This window comes from Pseudomonas sp., assembly GCF_032058845.1.
Lineage (GTDB): Bacteria > Pseudomonadota > Gammaproteobacteria > Pseudomonadales > Pseudomonadaceae > Aquipseudomonas.
In genome coordinates, this window is sequence record NZ_DAMCCR010000020.1 from 25,590 (window position 1) to 46,178 (window position 20,589).

Here is a 20,589-nt window from a genome sequence, read left to right on the forward strand (position 1 = left end):
GCTCAAACACACCTTGAGCCTGCTACCGGAAACGCCGTAGGATTGCGATCGATTCCCATCTGCATCCCAGCGTATCGCTCGCGAGGCTCCAGCGTGTCACCGACTCCTGCTCCCCTGTTTCCCGTGCCAGGCAGCGTCAATGCCCTGTACCACGACCATCACGCCTGGCTGTTGGGCTGGCTGCGCCGTCGTCTGCACCATGGTGATCAGGCCGCCGATCTGGTCCAGGACATCTTCGTGCAGGTGCTGGGCCGCCCTGAGCAGATCAACGGGCTGCGCCAACCCCGCGCGTGGCTGAGCAGTGTGGCCAAAGGCCTGATGATCGACCGTTTGCGCCGGCAGAAGATCGAAGCCAATTACCTGCAGGCACTGGCGCAACTGCCTGAGCCTGAAGCGCCGTCGCCCGAGCGGCAGTTGATCCTGCTGCAGACACTGATGCAGATCGATGCCCTGCTCAATGGCTTGAGTGGCAACGTGCGAACGGCGTTCTTGCTGTCGCGCCTGGAAGGCCTGACGTACCAGGCCATTGCCCTGCGCCTGGGCGTCAGCCTGAGTAGCGTGGAGAAATACATGGCCCAGGCCCTGCGCCATTGCTACCTGGCCAGGCTCGAACCGTGAGCGACACGGTGCTCGACCAGGCCATCGACTGGCTGGTGAAACTCGAGTCCTCGCAACACGCTCCCGGCCCCAGCGCGGCCTGCCTGGCCTGGCGACAGGCCGACCCCCGTCACGAAACCACCTGGCAGGCCTTGCAGGAGGCTCAGCATTGCTTCACCCAGGCCCGCGAACTACCCACCGGCGTGGCACTGCGCAGCTTGCACAGCCCGAACCGTCGCCACACCCTGAAAGTGCTGGCCCTGGGCATCCTCGCGACCGGCCTGGGCAGCGGCGCACTGCAGCAATCCCCCTGGCGTGTCAGCCTGGCGGACTACAGCACGGGCGTCGGCGAACGGCGGCGTATCACGCTGGCCGACGGCTCGCTGCTGCAACTCAACAGCCGCAGCGCCGTCGATGTGCACTTCACCGCCAGCCAGCGCCTGATCACGCTGCGCGAAGGCCAGATCCACCTGCGCTGCGCAGCTGATCCGACCAATCGCCTGCTCTGCGTCGACAGTGGCAGCGCCCGCCTCAGCACGCTCGATGCCACCTTCGATGTCAGCCTGCACGCCCAGCGCAGCCAACTGAGCGTGGATCACGGCGCTGTGGCCATTCAACTGCCGGGCCAGCGACCGCTGCGTGCCACCGCTGGCCAGCAGTACCTGCTCGATGAACACGCCGAGCGCCTGACCGATGCGCCACCCGAGGCGTCGGCGTGGACGCGCGGCCTGCTGGTCGCGCGGCACATGCCGTTGCAACAACTGGCGCAGACCCTGGGTCGGCAACGGGCCGGCTGGGTGAGCTGCGATCCGGCTGTTGCGGCGCTGCGGGTGTCTGGCGTGTTCCAGCTCGACGACAGCGCCAACGCCCTGCAAAGCCTGACGCACACGTTGCCAGTCCGACTCACCTGGCGCACGCCGCTCTGGGTGCGCATCGTTCCTGCCTGAAACATTCGCATTTCGATTACGGGTTTGTGCGCCTGCTTCGACATAGAGGAAACACCTGCCAGGAGCTTCCCGTCGATGGAACTGTTGTCCCGCTACCGCCCCCACCTGCTTGCCCACATCCTGCTCGTGGGCACCGGCCTGCCGGCGTGCCAATCCGCGCTGGCCGCCCCGGCCCCTCAGGCCGAGGTGCGTTACGACGTGCCGGCGGCGCCCCTGGCAGATGCACTCACCCGCTTCGCCGAGCAAAGTGGCATCAGCTTGCCCTACGACCCGACGCTGGTCGACGGCAAGCGCGGTCGCGCGGTGCAAGGGCAGATGCCGACCGACCTCGCCCTGAGCCTGCTTCTCGAAGGCACCGGCCTGACGGCCGTGCAGGCGAGCGATGGCAACTGGTCCCTGCAGCCGGCGGCGCTGACCACCGGGCAGACCGTGGAGCTGGGCAGTATCACCATTCAGGGCCAGGGCATGGGCGAAGCGACCGAGCATTCGCGCTCCTATACCACCGGCCGCGTGAGCATCGGCACGAAATCCCCGGTCAGCCTCAAGGATACGCCGCAGACGGTCTCGGTGATCAGCCAGAAACTGATCGAAGACCGCCACATCACCGACCTCAACGAGGCCATGAAGCGCACGCCAGGCATCACCGTGCGCAACGTCAACTTCAACACTCAGGAATTCGTTTCGCGCGGATTCGCCATTGAGAACGTGCAGATCGACGGCGCTGCGCCCATGGACATCGGCACCGGCCTGGGCACCTTCTACAGTGACCGCCAGTACGACATGGCCGCCTACGACCACGTCGAAGTGCTGCGCGGTGCAGCCGGGTTGCTCGGTGGCAGCGGCGATCCGGGCGGCATCGTCAACCTGGTGCGCAAGCGGCCACTGGACTACTACCAGCTCAAGCTCGAAGCCTCCGCCGGCTCCTGGGACAACTACCGCAGCCAGGTCGACCTCACCGGCCCGCTGGGCTTCGATGGCAAGTTGCGCGGCCGGGTGGTTGCGGCCTACACCGACCGTCATTACTTCACCGACTACCGCAGTACCGAACGGCCGTTCCTCTATGGCATCGTCGAGGCGGACGTCAGCGATGACACCACCCTGACGCTGGGCGGCAGCTATGACGAAGCCCACCACAACGGTACCGGCGACGGCCTGCCGCGCTACAGCACCGGCGGCGACGTGAAGCTGCCCCGCCACACCTGGTACACCACCAGCGACGCCTGGAGCGATGGCTACACCCGCGAGGTGTTCGCCAAGCTCGACCACCGATTCACGGATGCCTGGAAGCTAAACGTTTCCTACACGCACTCGTACAACAGCGCTGATACAGACGGCGTGATTCCCTACGGCTCGGTAGACGAAACCACCAACAGTGGCCCCTACTGGTGGGGCAGCTACGTCTCCAGCTGGAGCCGCCAGTCGGTGTTCGATGTCAACCTGTCGGGCACTTTCGAGGCCTTTGATCGCGAGCACGACCTGCTGATCGGTGCCGACTACGGCAAGGTCACCAGCCAATGGCGCGCCGCCCGCGGCAAGTTGGGCATCGGCGGTACCATCGACCTGTGGGACCCGAAAGCGACGCCACTGCCGACCAAGGCCACCAACCACAGTTTCTACCGCGACTACTCGCCCAACGCCCGTGAACAGTACGGCCTCTACTCGACCCTGCGCCTGCAACTGACCGACCCGCTCAAGCTGGTGGTGGGCGCTCGCGCGCAGCGCTACAAGTTCGAGCAGGCCTACCAGATGCGTGACCGTGACGGCACTGGCGAGTGGCAGCCACAGGATGACGTCGCCTACCGCGAGCCCACTACCCTGGTGCCTTTCGGTGGCCTGATCTACGCCCTGGACGACCAATGGTCCACTTACGCCAGCTACAGCGAGGTGTTCAAGCCCCAGGCGCAGAAACGCAAGGGCCCCCCGGAACACACCGGCACCCTGGAGCCGCTGGTGGGCAAGAGCTACGAAACTGGGGTAAAGGGCGAGCTGTTCAACGGCGCCCTGAACGTCAGTGCCGCGCTGTTCTATACCGAGCGCGAGAACGAGGCGCTGAGCGACCGCGCCTATCCGGACCCGGCCTTCAGCTACAGCAGCGCGTGTTGCTTCCTCAACCAGGGCAAGGTGGTCAGCAAGGGCATCGATCTGGAAGCCACCGGTGAAGTGCTGCCGGGCTGGGACGTGATGGCGTCCTACACCCTGAACCTGATGAAGAACGGCAGTGAAAATACCCTCTACAGCACCGTGACGCCCAAGCACCTGCTCAAGCTGTGGAGCACCTACACCCTGCCAGGCGCGTGGTCAAAATGGCGTGTCGGCGGCGGCGTGACGGCGCAGACCGCCAGCTACGTCACCGGCTCCGCCTACCGCTTCGACAACCAGGGCAACGCCATCGACGTGACCCCTTACGACTTCAGCCAGAGCGGCTACGCCATCTACGATGCACTGCTCGAGTACCAGGTCGACGATCACTGGACCGTGGCCCTGAACGGCAACAACCTGTTCGACCGCACCTACTATGCCAGTGTCGGCACCTCTGAATACGGCAATTACTACGGTGAACCGCGCAACTTCACCCTGACCCTGCGCGGCGTGTTCGACTGAACGCACCGCAGGTCTACCTCAGCCCATCAGGCGTTCGGCTTCGTCCAGGCGCCTGAAGGCGCTGCAGCGCCTCCCCCACCTGTAAAACCCCGACGCACTTCCTTCTCAGCCGTTCTGCCACCGCGCTCTATGCTTGCCCTGCCGCAGGATGCGGCAACCCTTTCCTCTTGGTGACAACGGAGTGTCCATGGCTCTAGCTCTCGTCCACAGTCGCGCGCAAGTCGGCGTGCAAGCGCCCGCCGTCAGCGTCGAAACCCACCTGGCCAACGGCCTGCCAACCCTCACCCTGGTGGGCTTGCCGGAAACCACGGTCAAGGAAAGCAAAGACCGCGTACGCAGCGCGATTGCCAATTCCGGGCTGCAATACCCGGCGCGGCGCATCACCCTGAGCCTGGCGCCTGCCGACCTGCCCAAGGACGGCGGGCGCTACGATCTGGCCATCGCGCTGGGTATCCTGGCAGCCAACGGCCAGGTGCCAGCAACGCACCTGGGGGACTACGAATGCCTGGGCGAACTGGCGTTGTCGGGTGCACTGCGCGCGGTGCAGGGCGTGTTGCCGGCCGCCCTGGCCACGCGAGAGGCCGGGCGCGCGCTGGTCGTGCCGAAGGAAAACGCCGAAGAAGCGAGCCTCGCCAGCGGCCTGGTGGTGTATGCGATCAGCCACCTGCTGGAGCTGGTCGGGCACCTCACCGGGCACACCCCGCTTACGCCCTACGCCGCCAACGGCCTGCTCCTGCAGAGCCACCCCTACCCCGACCTGTGCGATGTGCAAGGCCAGGTGGCGGCCAAGCGCGCGCTGATGGTCGCCGCCGCGGGCGCACACAACCTGCTCTTTACCGGCCCGCCTGGCACCGGCAAGACCCTGCTCGCCAGCCGCCTGCCCGGCCTGCTGCCGCCGCTGGATGAACACGAAGCGCTGGAGGTGGCGGCGATACGCTCGGTCAGTGGCCACGGCCCGCTGAACAGCTGGCCACAACGGCCGTTTCGCCACCCCCATCATTCCGCCTCCGGCCCGGCGCTGGTGGGCGGCGGCAGTCGGCCGCAACCCGGAGAAATCACCCTGGCGCACCATGGCGTGCTGTTTCTGGACGAGTTGCCGGAGTTCGAGCGCCGCGTGCTGGAGGTACTGCGCGAGCCGCTGGAGTCAGGCGAGATCGTCATTGCCAGAGCGCGCGACAAGACCCGTTTTCCCGCGCGTTTCCAGCTGGTTGCCGCGATGAACCCCTGCCCGTGCGGCTACCTGGGGGATCCTGGCGGCCGCTGCCGGTGCAGCGCCGAACAGGTCCAGCGCTACCGCAACAAACTTTCCGGCCCCCTGCTCGACCGCATTGACCTGCACCTCACCGTGGCCCGCGAAAACACCGTCCTCAGCCATGCCCCGAGCGGCGAGCGCAGCGCCGACATCGCTCAAGTGGTGGCGCGGGTGCGGGCGCTGCAACAACAGCGCCAGGGCCGGCCCAACGCTTTTCTCGACATGAAAGGGCTGCAGGCGCATTGCGCGCTCCAAGCCGAAGACCAGACCTGGCTGGAAACGGCGTGCGAGCGGCTGACGCTGTCGCTGCGCGCAGCGCACAGGTTGCTGAAGGTGGCACGGACGCTGGCAGACCTGGACGGCGCCCAGGCCATCGCCCGCGCGCACCTGGCCGAGGCGTTGCAGTATCGGCCGAGTCATTGAGCGCGTACGGCGAGGTGTCAGGGCAGAGTCAGGTCGTCCACAAAAGGCTTCTGCACGTCGCGCTCGTTGATCTCCCAGATCAGCAGCTGCGGTGGCGTCTGGCGGAAGGCCTCACTGGTGAAGTACGCCTTCGCCGCCCCGGAAAACTCGCCGCCGTCCTTGGCGAAGTTGCCGACCGGCGCACCGATGGCCTGCTCCAGGAACGGCACGAAGTTGCTGTTGCGCGAGAACGAGGTGCCGATCAGCGCGACATTCGGCAACTGCGCGTCGCCAAACAGGTCATCATCGCTGCCGGCACTCGTTTCGCCGCGCTGCTCGAACGTCGAGGCAGCGACCCGTTCGCCTTCGGGCTGCAGGCGCTCTGGCAGCGTCTCCAGCCCCGCCAGCCGCACCAGATCGCCTGGCCGGCGAGCGGCAGGCAGCACCGAGCGATGCAGAGACTGCGGGGGGGATGGCGCAACCCCCGAAGCCAGGACTGCGGCGCCGAGGCGCTGGGCGACCGCTTCGGCGCCCTGCTCGCTCCAGTGCGTGTCGGTGCGCAGGAAGGTGCCACTGCCCAACGCCTGCAGCGCAGCCACCGGGTTCACTGTCACGATGCCAGCCTGGCGCAACTGCCCGTCCCATGCGTCAAGACGCCCTGCCAGTTGCGCCGCCCGCGGCAGCCCGCACAGTTGGTCCGCTGCCATACGGCTCTTGTCTGGCACGGTCAGTACCAGCAAGCGGATGTTGCGCGCAGCCAGCCAGTCGCGCACTGCAGCCACCTTCGCCGCATGGGCCTCGGCGTTGCTCCGGGCATGCGGATAGATGCGCATTTCGTCACTGAGAAACAACCAGCCGGGGCAACCCGTACGCACCCGCGCACCGGTATCGCCCAGGGTCAGCCAGCTCAGGGCGCGCTCGAGGTTGGCGGCCTCCTGAGCCACGGCCACATGGGACAGTTCGTGGGCGATGTGATGGGTGATCTCCCCATTGCGCACCGCCTGCCAGTCGAGGTGGTCGGGCCACAGGTCGACCTTGCCGGTGACCATGGCCCATATGCACGCAACCAGGCCGACCGCCATGAACGCGAGCATGCTCAGCCCCGCCAGCGGGCTGAGGCGAATCATCAGCGGACTCGGCGGCACAGGCCGTAACGACGGATCGATCTTCGACATGGCTGCTCGCTAGAACTGGAAGTAGAGGAACGGTACGGTCTCGCGACTGGCGATCAGCGCGAACGACAACGCAAAGCCCAGCACCGGCCATAGCGCACCCACGGTGCGAAACACCAGGTGGTCGGCGAAGCGCTGCTCTGCCCATGGCTTGAGCAGGGGCAGCAGCAGGCAGGCGATGCCCAGCGCCGCTGCCAGGCCATGAACCGGGCGCAGGGTGGCCGCCAGCGCATCGCCCAAGGCATAGCCGTGCAAGCCGAACTGCCCGGCGTACATCTGCAGCGCGGTGGCAAAGTCGGGCGCGCGGAACAGCGTCCAGGCCAGACAGACGAACAGCAGCGTCACGCTGTGCGCCAACCAGGCCGGCAAGTCGGGCAGCCCGGCGCGGCTCCAGGCGCGATCGATGCACAACGCAGTGCCATGGGCAGCGCCCCACAACAGGTAGTTCCAGCTGTCGCCGCCATGCCACAGGCCGCCGATCAGCATGATCAGGAACAGGTTGCGGTAGGTTTTCCACAGCCCATGGCGGTTGCCGCCCAGGCCGATGTAGAGGTAGTCCCGTAGCCAGCTCGACAACGAGATGTGCCAGCGTCGCCAGAAGTCCTGGATGTTGCGCGCCCAGTAAGGCCGATTGAAGTTCTCGGGAAAGTGGAAGCCGAGCATCAGCCCCAGGCCGATGGCCATGGCGCTGTAGCCTGCAAAGTCGAAGAACAGCTGCAGCGAGTAGGCCAGGCAACCGATCCAGGCATCCACGAACGAGGGATCTTCCTGGGCGAATGCCACGCCCACCAGCGGCGACAGGCTGTCGGCCACCAGCACCTTCATGCTCATGCCGATCATGAAGCGCCGCGACCCCAGGGCGAAATTCAGCGCGTTGAAATAACGCTGTTGCAGCTCCTGACGCACCCAGTCGTAGCGAATGATGGGCCCTGCGATGGAGTGCCCGAACATCGCCAGGTAGGTGGCGAAATGGGTGAAGCGACGCTCCACCGGAACCACCTTGCGCTGCACATCGACCAGATAGGAAATGATCTGCAGCACGATGAACGACAGCCCTGCCGGCAGCGCCACCTTCTGCCACTCGAACGACATGGCGCCATGGCGGGTGAGCAGCTCATTGAACGTCGCGGCCAGAATGTTGGCGTACTTGTACCAGGCCAGCACCAGCGTGTTGAACGTGATCAGCCCGGCGAGCAGGCGCAGGCGCGAGCGCGAGCCCTCGGCGGTGCGCTGCAGCATCAGCCCGCCGAGCCAACCCAGCACGGTCAGCAGCACGTGCAGCAGCAGGAACGCCGGGCTCAGCCAGCCGTAGAACAGCCAGCTGCCCACCAGCAGCACGTGGTTGCGCCCGGCCGGTCTGGCCAGGGCGTATACCAGCATGAACGCCGGCAGGAACAGCAGGAGAAACTCGAGTGAGGCAAAGACCATGGGCGTGTGTCAGCGGGCCAGCGTGTCATGGACCAGCGACAACCGCGACCCCTGGGCATTGGGCACCAGCAGCAGCGAGTAGCGCTGGCCGGCTTCCAGCTGCCCCAGGTCCAGCGGATCGCCACTGCGCTTGCCGGCGCATGTCAGTTGCACCGACAGCTTGACCGGGTTGATCGAGCGGCGCTGGGCTGTGCCGGCAGGTACATCGGTGAAGATCTGGGCCTTGCCGTTTGCCGAGCTCAAGCCCGATTGCTTGCAGGTTTCGTCCAGGCTATAGAGCGCCAGCGAAGCCTTCAGCGCGTTGAAGTCGTCAGGCTGCTCACGCACGGTCAGCAGGCGCAGGCCCGTGGCCTCAGGGACGCTGACCACGGTGGCGAACTCTCCCGCGGCCACATTGACGTCCAGCGGCTGCTGCTGGTCTGCCAGCGCCAACTTGCCCTCGACGCGCTTGCCTGCCGGCACGGTCAGAAACGCCGAGGCGCTGCCCGCAGGCAGGCGCAGGCCGGCGCCATTGCTGGCCGTCAGCGCAAGCTCACCAGGCCCGGCGTTGAAAAAACGCAGGAACGCTGCGTCTTCGCTGGGGCCTGTGGGGTACAACGGAATGTCAGCCGCGTGCACGGCCGCCATGCCCATCAGCGCGGCCAGGCCGCAGGTCAGACGGCGCATCACTTGTCCCCTTTGAGGCTGCTGGCAGGCAACTGGCTGATGGCATTGACCACGGCGCCCGCCCAGGCCTTGTAGCCCGCGACGGTGAAATGCTGGCCGTCGGTGGTCACCCACTCGCCCGGTTTGGACAGGGTCAGCGAATCGATGTACGTGCAGGGCGCCACGTTGGTGGCCAGGAACTGCGACAACTGCTGCACGCGCTGATCGTTCTTCTTGTACATGCCACCGACCTTGCCCCACGCCGGTCCGACCCAGACGCACTTGGTACCGGTTTCACCGATGGCCTTGGTCAGGCTGGTAACGCTCTGCCAGGCCCAGGCTTTGGGGAACGCCGGCTTGTCGTAGCTGCCCATGGTGTCGCCGATCACCAGCACCACCACATCCGGCTTGTGCGCCGCGATCAGTTCCTTGACCGGCGTGGTGGTGGCTTCACGGCCCTTGACCTGCAGCTTGCCGTTGTCCTGCTGCTCGGCGCCGCAATCGACCTTCTTGGTGAGCAGCCAGTCGCCCGGGCTGGCGCCGCAGGCACCGATGGAATAGGCATGACCGCCCTGGGCCACCACCGCAGCGTTGAAGGGCTCGGTGAAATGATCGGCCAGGCTCATGTGGCTCTCGCCGAGCACCAGCAGGGTCAGGCCAGCAATTGCAGAAGCAGGCATGGTGGGACTCCTCGATAAATCTGATCAGTTGGAATACGGAGAACGGTACGGGCTGACAGGCAGCGCGGGCGGCAGGGACTGGTCCTCGAACATGTAGCGCAGGTACATGCCGCCTTTGAACTCGCGATAATCCTGGGCGTTGTTCAAGCCGAGCTGGCCACCCAGGAAGAAATTGCGACCCATCTGGTACTCGGCGTTGGCCGCCAGGCTGTAGCCAAAGCCGGTCTTGCTGCTGCCTTCATACGAGGCGTCGCGGCCGAGCGCGGTGGTGGCATCCCTCTGCAACGTATCGTCAGTGGGGTAGTAGTCCGCGCCTTCCTGATTGAAGAACTGCACGCCGACCGAACCTTTGACGGCCACGCTCCAACGGTCGTACCGCTGCGCCCAGCCAATCGGCAGGCCAAGGGCGAAGAAGCTCTGCGGGCTGAAGTAGCCGCCGTGTCCGTAGGTGTAGAAGTTCTGGTTGTTCTGATAACGCATGGCCATGAGGCTCAGGCCCAGGGTGAACTGGGTGGTGTCGTTGTTCTTCAGGTACCAGTAGACGCCACTGCCCAGTTCGGCGCGGGTGTTGTTCTCGACATGGTTGCCACGCAGGCCATGCAGCGAGCCGTAGACATAGGTGCCGACCTTGCGGTTGTCATAGCCCAGCTCGAGACGCCCGCCGTTGGCACTGACGCCGCCCCATTTCAGTTTCTCCCCGTCACGGTTGTCTTCGGAGCCGGCAAACGAGGTCACGCTGTCGGTCACCGCGCGGCGCGATACCGCCGCACTCCAGTGCAGGTCCGGATGCCGGGCGAACGGCTGCTCCATGCTCACACCGCCGACTGCGGTGCTGTACAGAAACCCCTGCGGCGTGGTGCCGATGTCCGCTTTCAGGCCGTGCGGCTTGTTCTCGAAGGCCACTGCGACCCCGACGCCCGCGTCACGCTGCACCCCGGCGTCATCGCTGGTCGCGCTGGCCTCTGGGCCACCGCCAAAGCGGCTGGCAGGTTCGCCACTGACGCGCCCGGAATACAGCGCCACCGGCGTCACCCGCAGGGCCAGGCGGTTCTCACCCACAGGCATGCTGGCTTCCACCGGCGCCTCGACGCGGGTCATGCGGCCCAGGCCTTTTTCGCTGTCGTTGCCGGTGACTTCCAGCCCCTGTACCACATAGGCGCTGCGTTCCTGACGTACATCGCTGAGAGCCTTGGCCGCCTCGCTCATGCCGGCACGCGGATCGATCCGGCCCTGGCTGTCCAGGTTGGCGAAGGGGTTGCCAGGGTTGGCGCTGGCCACACGCTCAGGCAGGCCGCGGGCAGGCGCAGGGGCATTGATCGGCGCCAGCACGTCGTCGACCGATTGCGCAGTGCCACGCGGCAGGCGAGCGAACGGGTTCTGCGCTTCCCGCGCAGGGGTCGAGGTGGCGAACTGCTCGGTCTGCTGACGCGACTCCTGGCCGACCACCTTGCTCAGCACTTCGGCAGCTTTGGCGGTACGGCCCTGGGCGCGGTAGATGCGCGCCGCGCCTGTCAGCACGTCAGGGTCATCGGGCGCGATGCTCACGGCCTGGTCGGCATAGTTTAGTGCAGCACTGTCATCACGCAGTTGCGCGGCGACATCCGCAGCGCCGATCAGCAATTGCGCATCGCGAGGGTTGCGCTGGACCAGCGGTCGGTAAATCTTCAGCGCCTTGGGCAGATCACCATTGGCCGCATACATCCGCGCCAGCGCGGCACCGGCCAATGGATCTTGCGGGCGCTGCAGCAAGGCCGGCGACAGCGTGTCATAGGCGCCGGCCAAGTCACCCTGCTCACGCTGCTTGTCGGCCTTGCGCACACGATAGAGGAACAGCAGGTCGTCGTACTGACGCCGTTGCTGCACGTTGAGCGCCTGGCCTTGCAGATCGCGCATGATCACCGCGACCTCTTCGTCGTGGCCCGTTTGCAGCAGCACGCCGGCATAGGTCAGGGTCAGGCCGGGGTCGGCCTGCGGGCTGGCGGCGATCAGGCCGCGCAGCAGGGTCAGGGCGCGCTGGTCATCCTTGGCTTCGGCGTAGGCCGAGGCCAGTTGCGACTGGCGCTCGGGCGAGCCCTGCGCCAGCGGCTCCAGGCGCGAGAGGAACACCCGCGCTTCCTGATAACTGCCCCGCTGGTTGAGCGCCTTGATCTCTTGCAGGCGCTGCTGGAACTCGGCATCTCGCAGCAGCTGGTTGACCTGCGTGCCGCGATTGCCGGCCGGAATGTCCGAGAGCAACTGGCGCGCCTTGCCCCAGTTGTTCTGCTCGATGGCGAACAGGGCCGAGGTGTACAGCGCGTCAGGGTCATCGGGCTGGGCCCGGGCCAGGCCGTCCATCAGGCTGTTGGCTTCCTGTTGAGCCCCCATGTCCTGATACAGCCGGGCCAGCCCGTAGCGCGCCCACGTGTTGTTCGGGTCGTTGCGCAGCGCCTCTTCAAGGGCCGCGCGCTGGGCGCTGGTGTCACCCTGCTGTTCAGCGCGCTTGGCTTGTTCGAGGGCCAGGTTGGCGCGCAGCTTGCCCAGGCCACCCAGCTTGGCCTGCTCGGCAGCCGGTAATTGCTGTAGCTCGCGCAGGGACTGGTCCTGTTTGCCTTGCTGGGTCAGCGCAGCGACCAGGCCGGTGCGCGCCTGCTGGTTGTCCGGATGCGCGGCGAGAACCTGCCGGTAACGCGACTCAGCGCCGGCTCCATCGCCACTGTCGGCCAGCAGGTCTGCCAGGGCCAGATTGGCCTGGGGCGCCTTGGGCTGCAGGCGCAAGGCCTGCTGAATCTGCTCGCGCGCCTGCGCGGTGCGACCCTGCAGGCGGCTCTGCTCGGCCTGTTGCAGCAGGGACCAGTAGCGCACATCGTCGAATGCCTTTTGCCAGGCCTTGCCGCCGCCTTTTACCGCACGGGCGAGCAGTTGCTGCGCTTCTGCAAGACGATCCTGCTGCTGGCGCAGTACGCCCAACCCACCCAGTGCATCAGCATCGTTCGGGGCTGTTTTCAGGCGTGCGCTCAGTTCACGCTCGGCCGTCACCTGGTCGCCTTTCTCCAGCGCTTTCAGGCCACGGGCCAGTTGCGGGTCCTGCTGGTACGCCCCTGCGGTGCCGGCCTTCGCCTCGCTGCGCCCCTTGGCCCGCAAGTCGCGAATCTCGGTGTCGTTCGGGTGGCTGGCCAGGAAGGCATCGAACAATGGCTGCTGCGCGTTGTTCGGCGCACCCAGCCAGGTCAGCGCCAGGCGCCAGGTTTCATCGGCATCGCCGCCGATGTCCTGGCGTTTGGCCAGGCCCTGCAAGGCGCGGATGCCGGCTTCGCGCGTGTCTTCGCGGCGCACCTGGTGCTTGGCGTAGAACAGCGCGACATAGGGATCATTGGGCTGTTCCTGGCGAAGCCGCTCGAAGCCTGCCCGGGCCTGCGGCCATTGATTGTCCAGAAAGCCCAGGTTGTTGTAGTACTCACGGCCCACCAGCCCTTGCCCCGGTTGCCCACCCAGTGCCTGACGGTACAGATCGTCGGCTTTGGCGCGCTCGTCGTTGTCCACGGCCTGGCGCGCCTGCGCCAGCAGCTGCGCATTGGCCGGCTGGGCCAGGCGCACGTCTTGCGCCAGTTGCAGGGCCTGGTGCGGTGTCGGCGTCAGGGCCTGTAGACGCTTGAGGTAGTCCCCGGCCTTGGACAGCTGCTTGTCCTGCACCGCGATCAGACCGAGGCCATACAGCGCTTCTGGCTGCTGGGCGTCGAGCAGCAACAGCTTGCTCCAGACCTCGGCAGCACGCTTGGGCTTGTCCTGCGCTTGCCAGAAAAGCCCCTGATCGACCAGCAGACGTTTCGGGTCAGTGCTTTCGGCCAGAACCTGACCCTGCAGGAGAACGGCCAGCAGACCGAGGGTCAGGGGGCTTTTGCGGAACATTCGGACTCCCAGGAGGGCTTCAATTGGCCATTGGCGGCAAAGCGATACTGTTTATCGCTCCAGCCCAGACCAAACAGGCTGAGCATGTAGTCGTAGTAAACCGGCGGAGCGTTCGCATCGCGTTTGCCTTGCAAGGCGTCCTGCATGCCTTGCCGGGCTCGGCGTTGCTGCAGATCAGCCAACCAGGGCTGGCCGGCGGCCTGGAAAAAAGGCACCAGCGCGGCAGAGAAGCCGAACGGCCCGGTGCCTTCATAGCTGCCACTGGCGGTGGAGACCTTTTCCGGCGGCAGGCCGGTGGACGCCGTGGCACGGCTGATGCCCTGCAGGGCCGCAAGCACTGCAGCAGCTTGCGGATCGGCCGGATCGGTCATGCCGGCCCACAGGTACACACGGATCGCGTCATAGCTGCCGACGGCGCCGGTGACCGTGTCAGGCGCGAACAACCCAGCCGCGTCCGAGGTGCCACGGTACGACACCCAGTCAGCGGCAAAGCCCCGCCCGCCACCTTCACGCAACAGCTTCACGCTGCTCTGGGCGATGGCCTTCCACGGCCCTTTCGGGTCGGCAGCGGCCAGGCGGCGCAGCACGGGCAAGGGCACGTAGCTGGGATTCAGGCGCCACAGGTGATCGGGCTGTACATAGCCGACCGGGCCGGGCAACAAGGTGGGACCGAGCCCAGGCAGGTCGGCGACTTCCTGAGCCTTGACCTGAGCGAGCAAGGCCAGCGCATCGGCGCGGTAATGAGGCGCCTGCCAGAGCCGATCGGCCTCGAGCAGGGCGTAGGCGAACCACAGGTCGGCGTCGGAGGCCGCGTTGCGGTCCTGGATTTGCCAATTGCCATCGGCCCCCTGGCCCCACAGCCAGCCCGGCAGACTCTGCTCAGGCTGGTTGCCGGCAAGGTTCTCGCGGCTCCAGCGCCAGATCTGCGCAAAACGCTCACGGTCATTGGCCACCAAGGCAAAGAACAGCGCATACGACTGTCCTTCCGAGGTGCTGTGGTTGGCCTTGAGGCTCGACTCCAGCACCCGGCCGTCACCCTGTACCCAGCGCTGCGCAAAGGTGTTCCACATCGCCCACGGTGCCTGGCAGGCAGCCTGGACCGGCAGGCCGAGCAGCATCAGAAGCGCCAGCCAGGCGCGGGATTTCAGACGCCGCATGATCAGTCCTTCAGCCGGCTGCGGGCACGGGCACGCAGGCTCAGGAACAACAGGCCGCTGGCCAGCGCAACACCCAGCGCCAACAGCGCCAGGGTGCTGAACAGATGACGTGACAGCCACCACTGCACATAACCGAACGGCCCAAGATCACCGATGAAGTACTGCTCTTCAGCGACCAGCGAACTGACGCGTGTGCCGTTGACCACGGCCAGGCTGCCCTGAATCGAACCCTGGGCCTGTTCCTGCTTGGTGGCGTTCATGGCGGCGGTCACTTCATCCCAGCCTTTGTCGCTCGCCGCAGACAGCACGACGACGCTGCGGCCACTGTCCAGCGGCGACTCGAAGCCGGTCAGGAAGTTGTCCACCGTGCCGCCGTCCAGGGCCAGGCTGGTGCGCGAGCTGCGACGGTCGATGCGGTCATTGCCGGTGACCCAGTCGCGCACGCGGTACACCAGGTCCGAAATTTCGAAGGTCGACTGGCCACTGATGGTTGCCGGCAGGTACTGCGCCCAGCGCTTGAGCAGCGGCTGGTTGGCGGCAGAGCCGAGCACCAGCAGATCCTTGCCCTGCAACCTGGCGTCGTCGTTGCCCTGCACCACGCTGACGCCCGTCACCGGCAGGCCGGTGGAGTCACCAAAGCGGCCGACCACATCCAGCATGGCCGAGATTTCGGTGGTGCTGAAATCATCCGGCATGACGATGGCGGTTTCTGACAGGTCGGCCATGCGCGTGAACGGGAAGCCGCTGTCACGGAACACACCCAGATTGGGCATGCCGATGAAGTGGCGGTAGGCGCTGAAATCGATGGTCGAATCGGGCTCGATGGTGCCGCGCATGTTGTCGATGATGATGTCGCGGCATTCGCCCTGCTTGATGTAGTCGTACATGAAGCGCAGTTGCAGCGCTGACTGCAGCGGGAAGCTGGCCACTGGCACCTTGAGCGTGACCTCGCGCAGCAGCGTTTCATCGTCCTTGAGCCGCGCCATCAGCGGCTGCTGCTCCTTGAGCGTCTGCTGCGATGGCAGCGGCAGGGATTCGAGGTACTTGCCGTTCAGGCTGATCAGCAATGAAGAGTTGGTCGACACCGGCTGCGGCGTGTAGCGGTATTTGAGGTGCAGCGGTACGCCCTTCTCGCGCCAGGTGAACAGGTCGGGGGGCAGGCGCATCGGCACGCTGATGGTGCCTGGGTCATAGCCGGCGACGCTGAGGCGCTTCGCATCGATCAGTTCACCCACCTGCACCGGGCGGTCGCTGGGCAACCAGTTCGGCGCATCGTATGGCGCGCGTGCACGCACCTGGGTCACGCCATCGACCGTCGCCAGTTCACCCTTGAGTACACGGCTGCCACCCACCAGGGCAGCGGCGGCCTGCTTGAGCTCTGCGCCGTCGCGCCCGGTGATGACCAACAGCTTGCCATTGGGGTCGTTGGGGTTGGTGATCACCCGCAGACTCGGCTTGCTGCTGGCCTCGAGGGCAAGGCCGGTCGGCAACTGGTCGCCGACGACCAGCACCACCGCGTTGCCTTGCGCGGGCAACTGCCCGAGCAGGGCCGGGAAGTGCGCGCCGCGGTAGCTGGCCTGCGCACCGAACCACGAGGCCACGGTCGCGGCGGCTTCCAGGCGTGCGGAGTCCGGGCTCTGGGCGAACACGAAGGGCAGCTCCAGGCGCTGCGCATCGCGGCGGTCGAAGAACGGCTCGGGCAGCAAGCCCAGGTCGTTGGGCAGTGCCAGCGGCGCAAGCTGCAGCTGCAGTTCGCTGCTGTTGCTGACCTTGGCCCACAGGCTGGAGTGCAAAGGGTCTTCGCACTGCATGGTGTAGTGGCCGATCAGTTGCAGGGTCAGGCGGTTGAAGTCGGTGACCAGGTGCGCGGGGATCTCCACCACCTGCTTCTGCAGGCTGCCGGCCGTTTCCTTGGGCAGGGGAATGCTGGCAGCGACCTGGTCGTTGACCAGCACGTTGAGCTGCGACATCTCCGGCAGCAGCGCCGGCGAGTAGCTGTATTCCAGATTCAGCCTGGCGCCGGTCACCAGGCGGTCGCTGCGCACATCGAAGCTGACGCTGTCGCTGCCCTGCACACCGCGCAGGTTCATGGTGTAGCCCGTGCCCATCTGCTCGAGCGTGGCGTTCTGTGCCAGCACTGAGGCGGGCGTCGGTTCATCTGCATGGGCAATCGGCATGGCCAGCAGCAGGGACAAAGGCAACGCGCAGGCGAGCTGGCGTTTCGGTGTGCGGCGATGACGGATGCTCATGGATTCCTCGGAGGGCGATTACCGGACAAGAAGGAGGCAGGACGCACACGCGAGGAAACCTCGGCGATACTTGCCCGGGACAGCTGGCAGATCCCGCGCCAGCCTATGCGTGAAACCTCGGCCAGCGCCGACAACGGTGTATCGCTGCCCTGCCCCCAGGCCTTGGCCCAGGTGTCGGCGCGCGAGAAGGTCAGGCGGGTCAGGTCGAACTGTTGTTGCAGGGTCAGTTCCAGGAAGGTCAGGCCGAGCAGATTGCCGCGGCTGAACATCACCTGGCCTGGCAGAACGCATTCCTGCTTGTCGAGAAACAGCGACACGTGCACCTGCTGGCCGCGCTCGACCTGGACGCCGTCGGGCAGCGTCAGGCCAACGCCGCGCTGGGAAAAATCGTTGGTGGTGCAGACCACGGTCTTGCCATCTTCGAAGCTGAGCATCGCCGGCAAGGTGGCGAACACCCGCGGCTCGGCGCGGATCTGCCGTGTTTCACTGGCGACCGCCACGGCGGCAGAGCTGATGATGATGTTGTAGAGCGTCCAGGCCAGGTTGATCAGGATGGTGGTGGCGCTGGCGTCAGGTTCGAAGGCCAGCTTGTACAGGCCGAACCCGGCACCGGTGAGGTTGAGCAGCAGCACCGCAATGTACGGACGCGCCAGCTTCCAGGCGAAGTAGCCTTCCTCGATACGCCCGCCCTTGCTCGTCACGTTGAAGTCGCCGAACTTGGGGTTGATCATCGCCAGCATCACCGGGCGCATGATGTACCAGGCCAGCACGGTCTCGTAGACCTCGTTCCAGAACGAGTGGCGGAATCGCCCCTGGATGGTGGAGTTGGTCACGCTGGCGATCATGATGTGCGGCAACGCGTAGGCCATGATCAACAGCGCCGGGGCCTGGAACACCTGGGCTTCGAAGATCAGATAGGCCAGGGGCGCAGTCAGGAACACCAGACGCGGCAGTCCGTAGAAGAAGTGCAGCATGGCGTTGACGTAGCAAAACCGCTGCCCCAGTGTCAGGCCTTTGCCCAGCAGCGGGTTGTCGGTACGGAAGATCTGCGCCATGCCCCGCGCCCAGCGTACCCGCTGGCCGATGTGGCCAGACAGGCTCTCGGTGGCCAGCCCTGCCGCCTGCGGCAGTGGCAGGTAGGCGGTGTTGTAGCCGGCACGGTTGAGCTTGAGCGCGGTATGGGCGTCTTCGGTCACGGTCTCCGTGGCAATGCCGCCGACTTCCTCGAGCGGGCCGCGCTTGATCACAGCGCACGAGCCACAGAAGAACGTGGCGTTCCACAGGTCATTGCCGTCCTGGATCAGGCCATAGAACAGCTCCCCTTCGTTGGGAACGCTGCGGAAGGTCTGCAGGTTCTTTTCGAACGGGTCGGGCGAGAAGAAGAAGTGCGGCGTCTGCAGCAACGACAACTTGGCGTCCTTGAGGAACCAGCCCATGCAGACCTGCAGGAAGGAACGCGTCGGCACGTGGTCGGCATCGAACATGGCGATGTATTCGCCATCGGTGCAGCGCAGGGCATTGTTGAGGTTGCCGGCCTTGGCGTGCAGGTTGTCGGGTCGAACGATGTAACCCACGCCCACAGACTCGCAGAACTCGCGAAACGCCGGGCGGCGGCCGTCGTCGAGTACATGGATCTTGAGCTTGTCCTGTGGCCAGTCGATGGCCATGGCGGCCAGCGTGGTGCGGCGAATGATGTCCAGCGGCTCGTTGTAGGTCGGAATGAAGACATCGACACTCGGCCATTCACGGCTGTCGGGCGGCAAGGGATGCGGCTTGCGCTGCAGTGGCCAGGCCGTCTGCACGTACCCGAGCAACAGCACCACGAGCGCATACAGCTCCGCAGCCACCAGGCCGTAACCAAAGAACATGTCCAGCGAGCCTTCGAAGCCCAGGGATGAGGTCACTCGCCAGTACATGTAGCGCGTGGAGGCAATCACCGACATGACGATCATCGCCAGCACGGCCAGCCGCCCACCTCGGCGGCGCAGCAACATCGCTGCGCCCAGGCACATGGCGCTGAACAGCATCTGCTCTTCGAGTTCGAAGGGCACGGCCACGACCACCGCCAGCATCACCAACGCCAGCACAGCCAACGGGATGTTCCAGCCCCGACGGGCCCGCACAGCTTCGCCTGCCTTGTGCAGCGAATGGCGCAAGCGGCTCATTCGACGGACGCAGTGGCAAGACGTCCGATCAGCGCTTGCGCGCAGAGCAGAATGTCGTGGCTGCCGCGTCCGTTGGGGTCATACCCAAGCACATTGCGATTGAAAGCCAGTGCCTCGTTGATGGACTGGTCGCGGTGCACGACGCCGATCATCCGGGTACCGAGCAAGCCTTGCAGGATCTGCGTGATGTCCTTGTTCATCTGGCGCGAAAAATCGACCTGGTTGATCAGGTAGCAAACGCCCGTGAAATCCTCGCGCCCCTGGGTATAGGCGGCGACCAGCTTGTCGATCTGTGGCAAGGAGGTGTACGACGCAGGATCGGCCAGACTGACAGCCAGCGCCACGTTGGCCACTGACAGCGCCTGGCGTAGATAGATGGAGGGCCCGGGCGGGGTATCCAGCAGCACGATGGCCCCTTCACCGAGGTGCAAGTCGGCCAGGTGATGAGCCAGCCACAGCGGCGCATGCTGCAAGGTCGACTCGAATGCCTGCCGACGTTCTTCATCGATGCCGCCGTGGGGCAGGATGAATACACCCTCCTCACTGGGCATGCCGAGTGCCAGCCAATCGTCGGACGGCTGGGCAACACCGATCTCTTCCTGGTCATGAACCTGTTTGTCGGCAGGCTGAAAATGCTGGTGCAGGCCGTTCTGCGGGTCGAGATCGATCACGACGACCTGCCGCCCGGCGCGGCGCATAGCGCTGGCCAGGTTTGCCGTGAGGGTGGTTTTACCTACCCCGCCTTTGGCCGACATCACGCTGATCACACGGATGTGACTGAGGTCTGGCCGCTCGCGACAGGCCATGGCCGGAACGCTGGCCGCAACGGTGGGCTCAGGGCGCGTCGTTTCCGACAATTTGGCCAGCAAGTTGCGCAAGCCGGCGGCGGACCAGTCAGCGGCCTCGGTCACCGCCTGGGCGATCGGGGTCGGTTGGGCGGCGTCGGGCGGCAGAACGGGCGCAGGCGTCGGGACAGGCAGGCTGGCCGTTTCGAGGACCGGAGCGGGTTCAGGTAACTGCGCACTGGGCGTTGCGGGCGTTGACGCTGAACGGGACAGCAGCGGCCAGCGCTCGGAGGCGTCACGGCCGGACGCTTCGCGGGTGAATTCCTGATAGTGCTCGGGCTGACCACCGAATTGCTTGAACAAGCTACGAATATCGTTCGAGGTACTCATCTACTACGCACTCATCGGTTAGTCAAAGTTCAGGCGTTCAGGCGGCCAAATAAATGTCAAAAAAATATCATTTGTTGGAATACCAAGCGATTTTGTCAATTTTACAACGGTCTCGACGAGCGATGTCAAGGTGCCATTCATCTTGCCCCCTAAGGCCGACGAGTGGTTACTTTTTGAACACAACACTGTACGCCCGTACCAGCAAAGCCCCGCAAATGTTGAAGAATTGGGCAG

General features: G+C 65.5%; 13 protein-coding genes. 4 read left to right on the forward strand and 9 right to left on the reverse strand.

Going from position 1 to position 20,589, the window contains the following annotated elements; translation table 11 throughout:
• The first annotated feature begins 93 nt into the window (after window positions 1-93).
• The 4 genes from RT028_RS06220 to RT028_RS06235 all read left to right on the forward strand — a co-directional run bounded on the left by RT028_RS06220 (window position 94) and on the right by RT028_RS06235 (window position 5,820).
• Window positions 94-618: a sigma-70 family RNA polymerase sigma factor gene (locus RT028_RS06220; protein WP_312933584.1), complete on the forward strand. Its 525-nt coding sequence runs from the start codon at window positions 94-96 to the stop codon at window positions 616-618.
• The gene (locus tag RT028_RS06225; RefSeq protein WP_312933586.1) at window positions 615-1,544 is read left to right on the forward strand and encodes a FecR family protein; all 930 of its coding nucleotides are present in this window, start codon (window positions 615-617) and stop codon (window positions 1,542-1,544) included. The genes RT028_RS06220 and RT028_RS06225 overlap by 4 nt, the downstream gene beginning before the upstream one ends.
• Before the next feature lie 75 nt (window positions 1,545-1,619).
• Entirely contained in the window at window positions 1,620-4,145 is a 2,526-nt protein-coding gene (locus RT028_RS06230) for a TonB-dependent siderophore receptor (RefSeq protein WP_312933588.1), read from the forward strand.
• A 187-nt stretch (window positions 4,146-4,332) separates the two neighbouring features.
• Window positions 4,333-5,820 (forward strand): YifB family Mg chelatase-like AAA ATPase, encoded by a 1,488-nt coding sequence (locus RT028_RS06235; protein WP_312933590.1) that lies wholly within the window; start codon window positions 4,333-4,335, stop codon window positions 5,818-5,820.
• Window positions 5,821-5,837: 17 nt separating this feature from the next.
• On the opposite strand, the gene RT028_RS06240 is transcribed toward RT028_RS06235, so the two are convergent.
• From RT028_RS06240 to bcsP, 9 genes are read right to left on the reverse strand one after another with little or no spacing between them, the layout of a single operon-like run.
• Window positions 5,838-6,974 carry an alginate O-acetyltransferase AlgX-related protein gene (locus RT028_RS06240; protein WP_312933592.1) on the reverse strand — a complete coding sequence of 379 codons (1,137 nt, stop codon included), beginning with the start codon at window positions 6,972-6,974 and terminating at the stop codon, window positions 5,838-5,840.
• A 9-nt stretch (window positions 6,975-6,983) separates the two neighbouring features.
• Window positions 6,984-8,399: an MBOAT family O-acyltransferase gene (locus RT028_RS06245; protein ID WP_312933594.1), complete on the reverse strand. Its 1,416-nt coding sequence runs from the start codon at window positions 8,397-8,399 to the stop codon at window positions 6,984-6,986.
• Between the two features lie 9 nt (window positions 8,400-8,408).
• Window positions 8,409-9,065, reverse strand: coding sequence for an alginate O-acetyltransferase AlgF (locus RT028_RS06250; RefSeq protein WP_312933596.1), 657 nt, complete (start codon window positions 9,063-9,065; stop codon window positions 8,409-8,411).
• Complete coding sequence (locus tag RT028_RS06255; protein WP_312933598.1) at window positions 9,065-9,724, reverse strand: SGNH/GDSL hydrolase family protein; 660 nt, start codon at window positions 9,722-9,724, stop codon at window positions 9,065-9,067. Before RT028_RS06255 ends, RT028_RS06250 begins: the two co-directional genes overlap by 1 nt.
• A 24-nt stretch (window positions 9,725-9,748) precedes the next feature.
• The gene (locus RT028_RS06260; protein ID WP_312933600.1) at window positions 9,749-13,609 is read right to left on the reverse strand and encodes a cellulose biosynthesis protein BcsC; all 3,861 of its coding nucleotides are present in this window, start codon (window positions 13,607-13,609) and stop codon (window positions 9,749-9,751) included.
• Window positions 13,588-14,766 (reverse strand): cellulose synthase complex periplasmic endoglucanase BcsZ, encoded by a 1,179-nt coding sequence (gene bcsZ / locus RT028_RS06265; RefSeq protein WP_409567182.1) that lies wholly within the window; start codon window positions 14,764-14,766, stop codon window positions 13,588-13,590. Before bcsZ ends, RT028_RS06260 begins: the two co-directional genes overlap by 22 nt.
• Before the next feature lie 2 nt (window positions 14,767-14,768).
• Window positions 14,769-17,015, reverse strand: a complete 2,247-nt coding sequence (gene bcsB / locus RT028_RS06270) for a cellulose biosynthesis cyclic di-GMP-binding regulatory protein BcsB (RefSeq protein WP_312933602.1) — start codon at window positions 17,013-17,015, stop codon at window positions 14,769-14,771.
• A complete protein-coding gene (gene bcsA / locus RT028_RS06275; RefSeq protein WP_312933604.1) occupies window positions 17,012-19,180 on the reverse strand; it encodes a UDP-forming cellulose synthase catalytic subunit in 2,169 nt (722 codons plus the stop codon). The genes bcsB and bcsA overlap by 4 nt, the downstream gene beginning before the upstream one ends.
• Complete coding sequence (gene bcsP, locus RT028_RS06280; protein ID WP_312933606.1) at window positions 19,177-20,355, reverse strand: cellulose biosynthesis protein BcsP; 1,179 nt, start codon at window positions 20,353-20,355, stop codon at window positions 19,177-19,179. Before bcsP ends, bcsA begins: the two co-directional genes overlap by 4 nt.
• Between the last annotated feature and the right edge of the window lie 234 nt (window positions 20,356-20,589).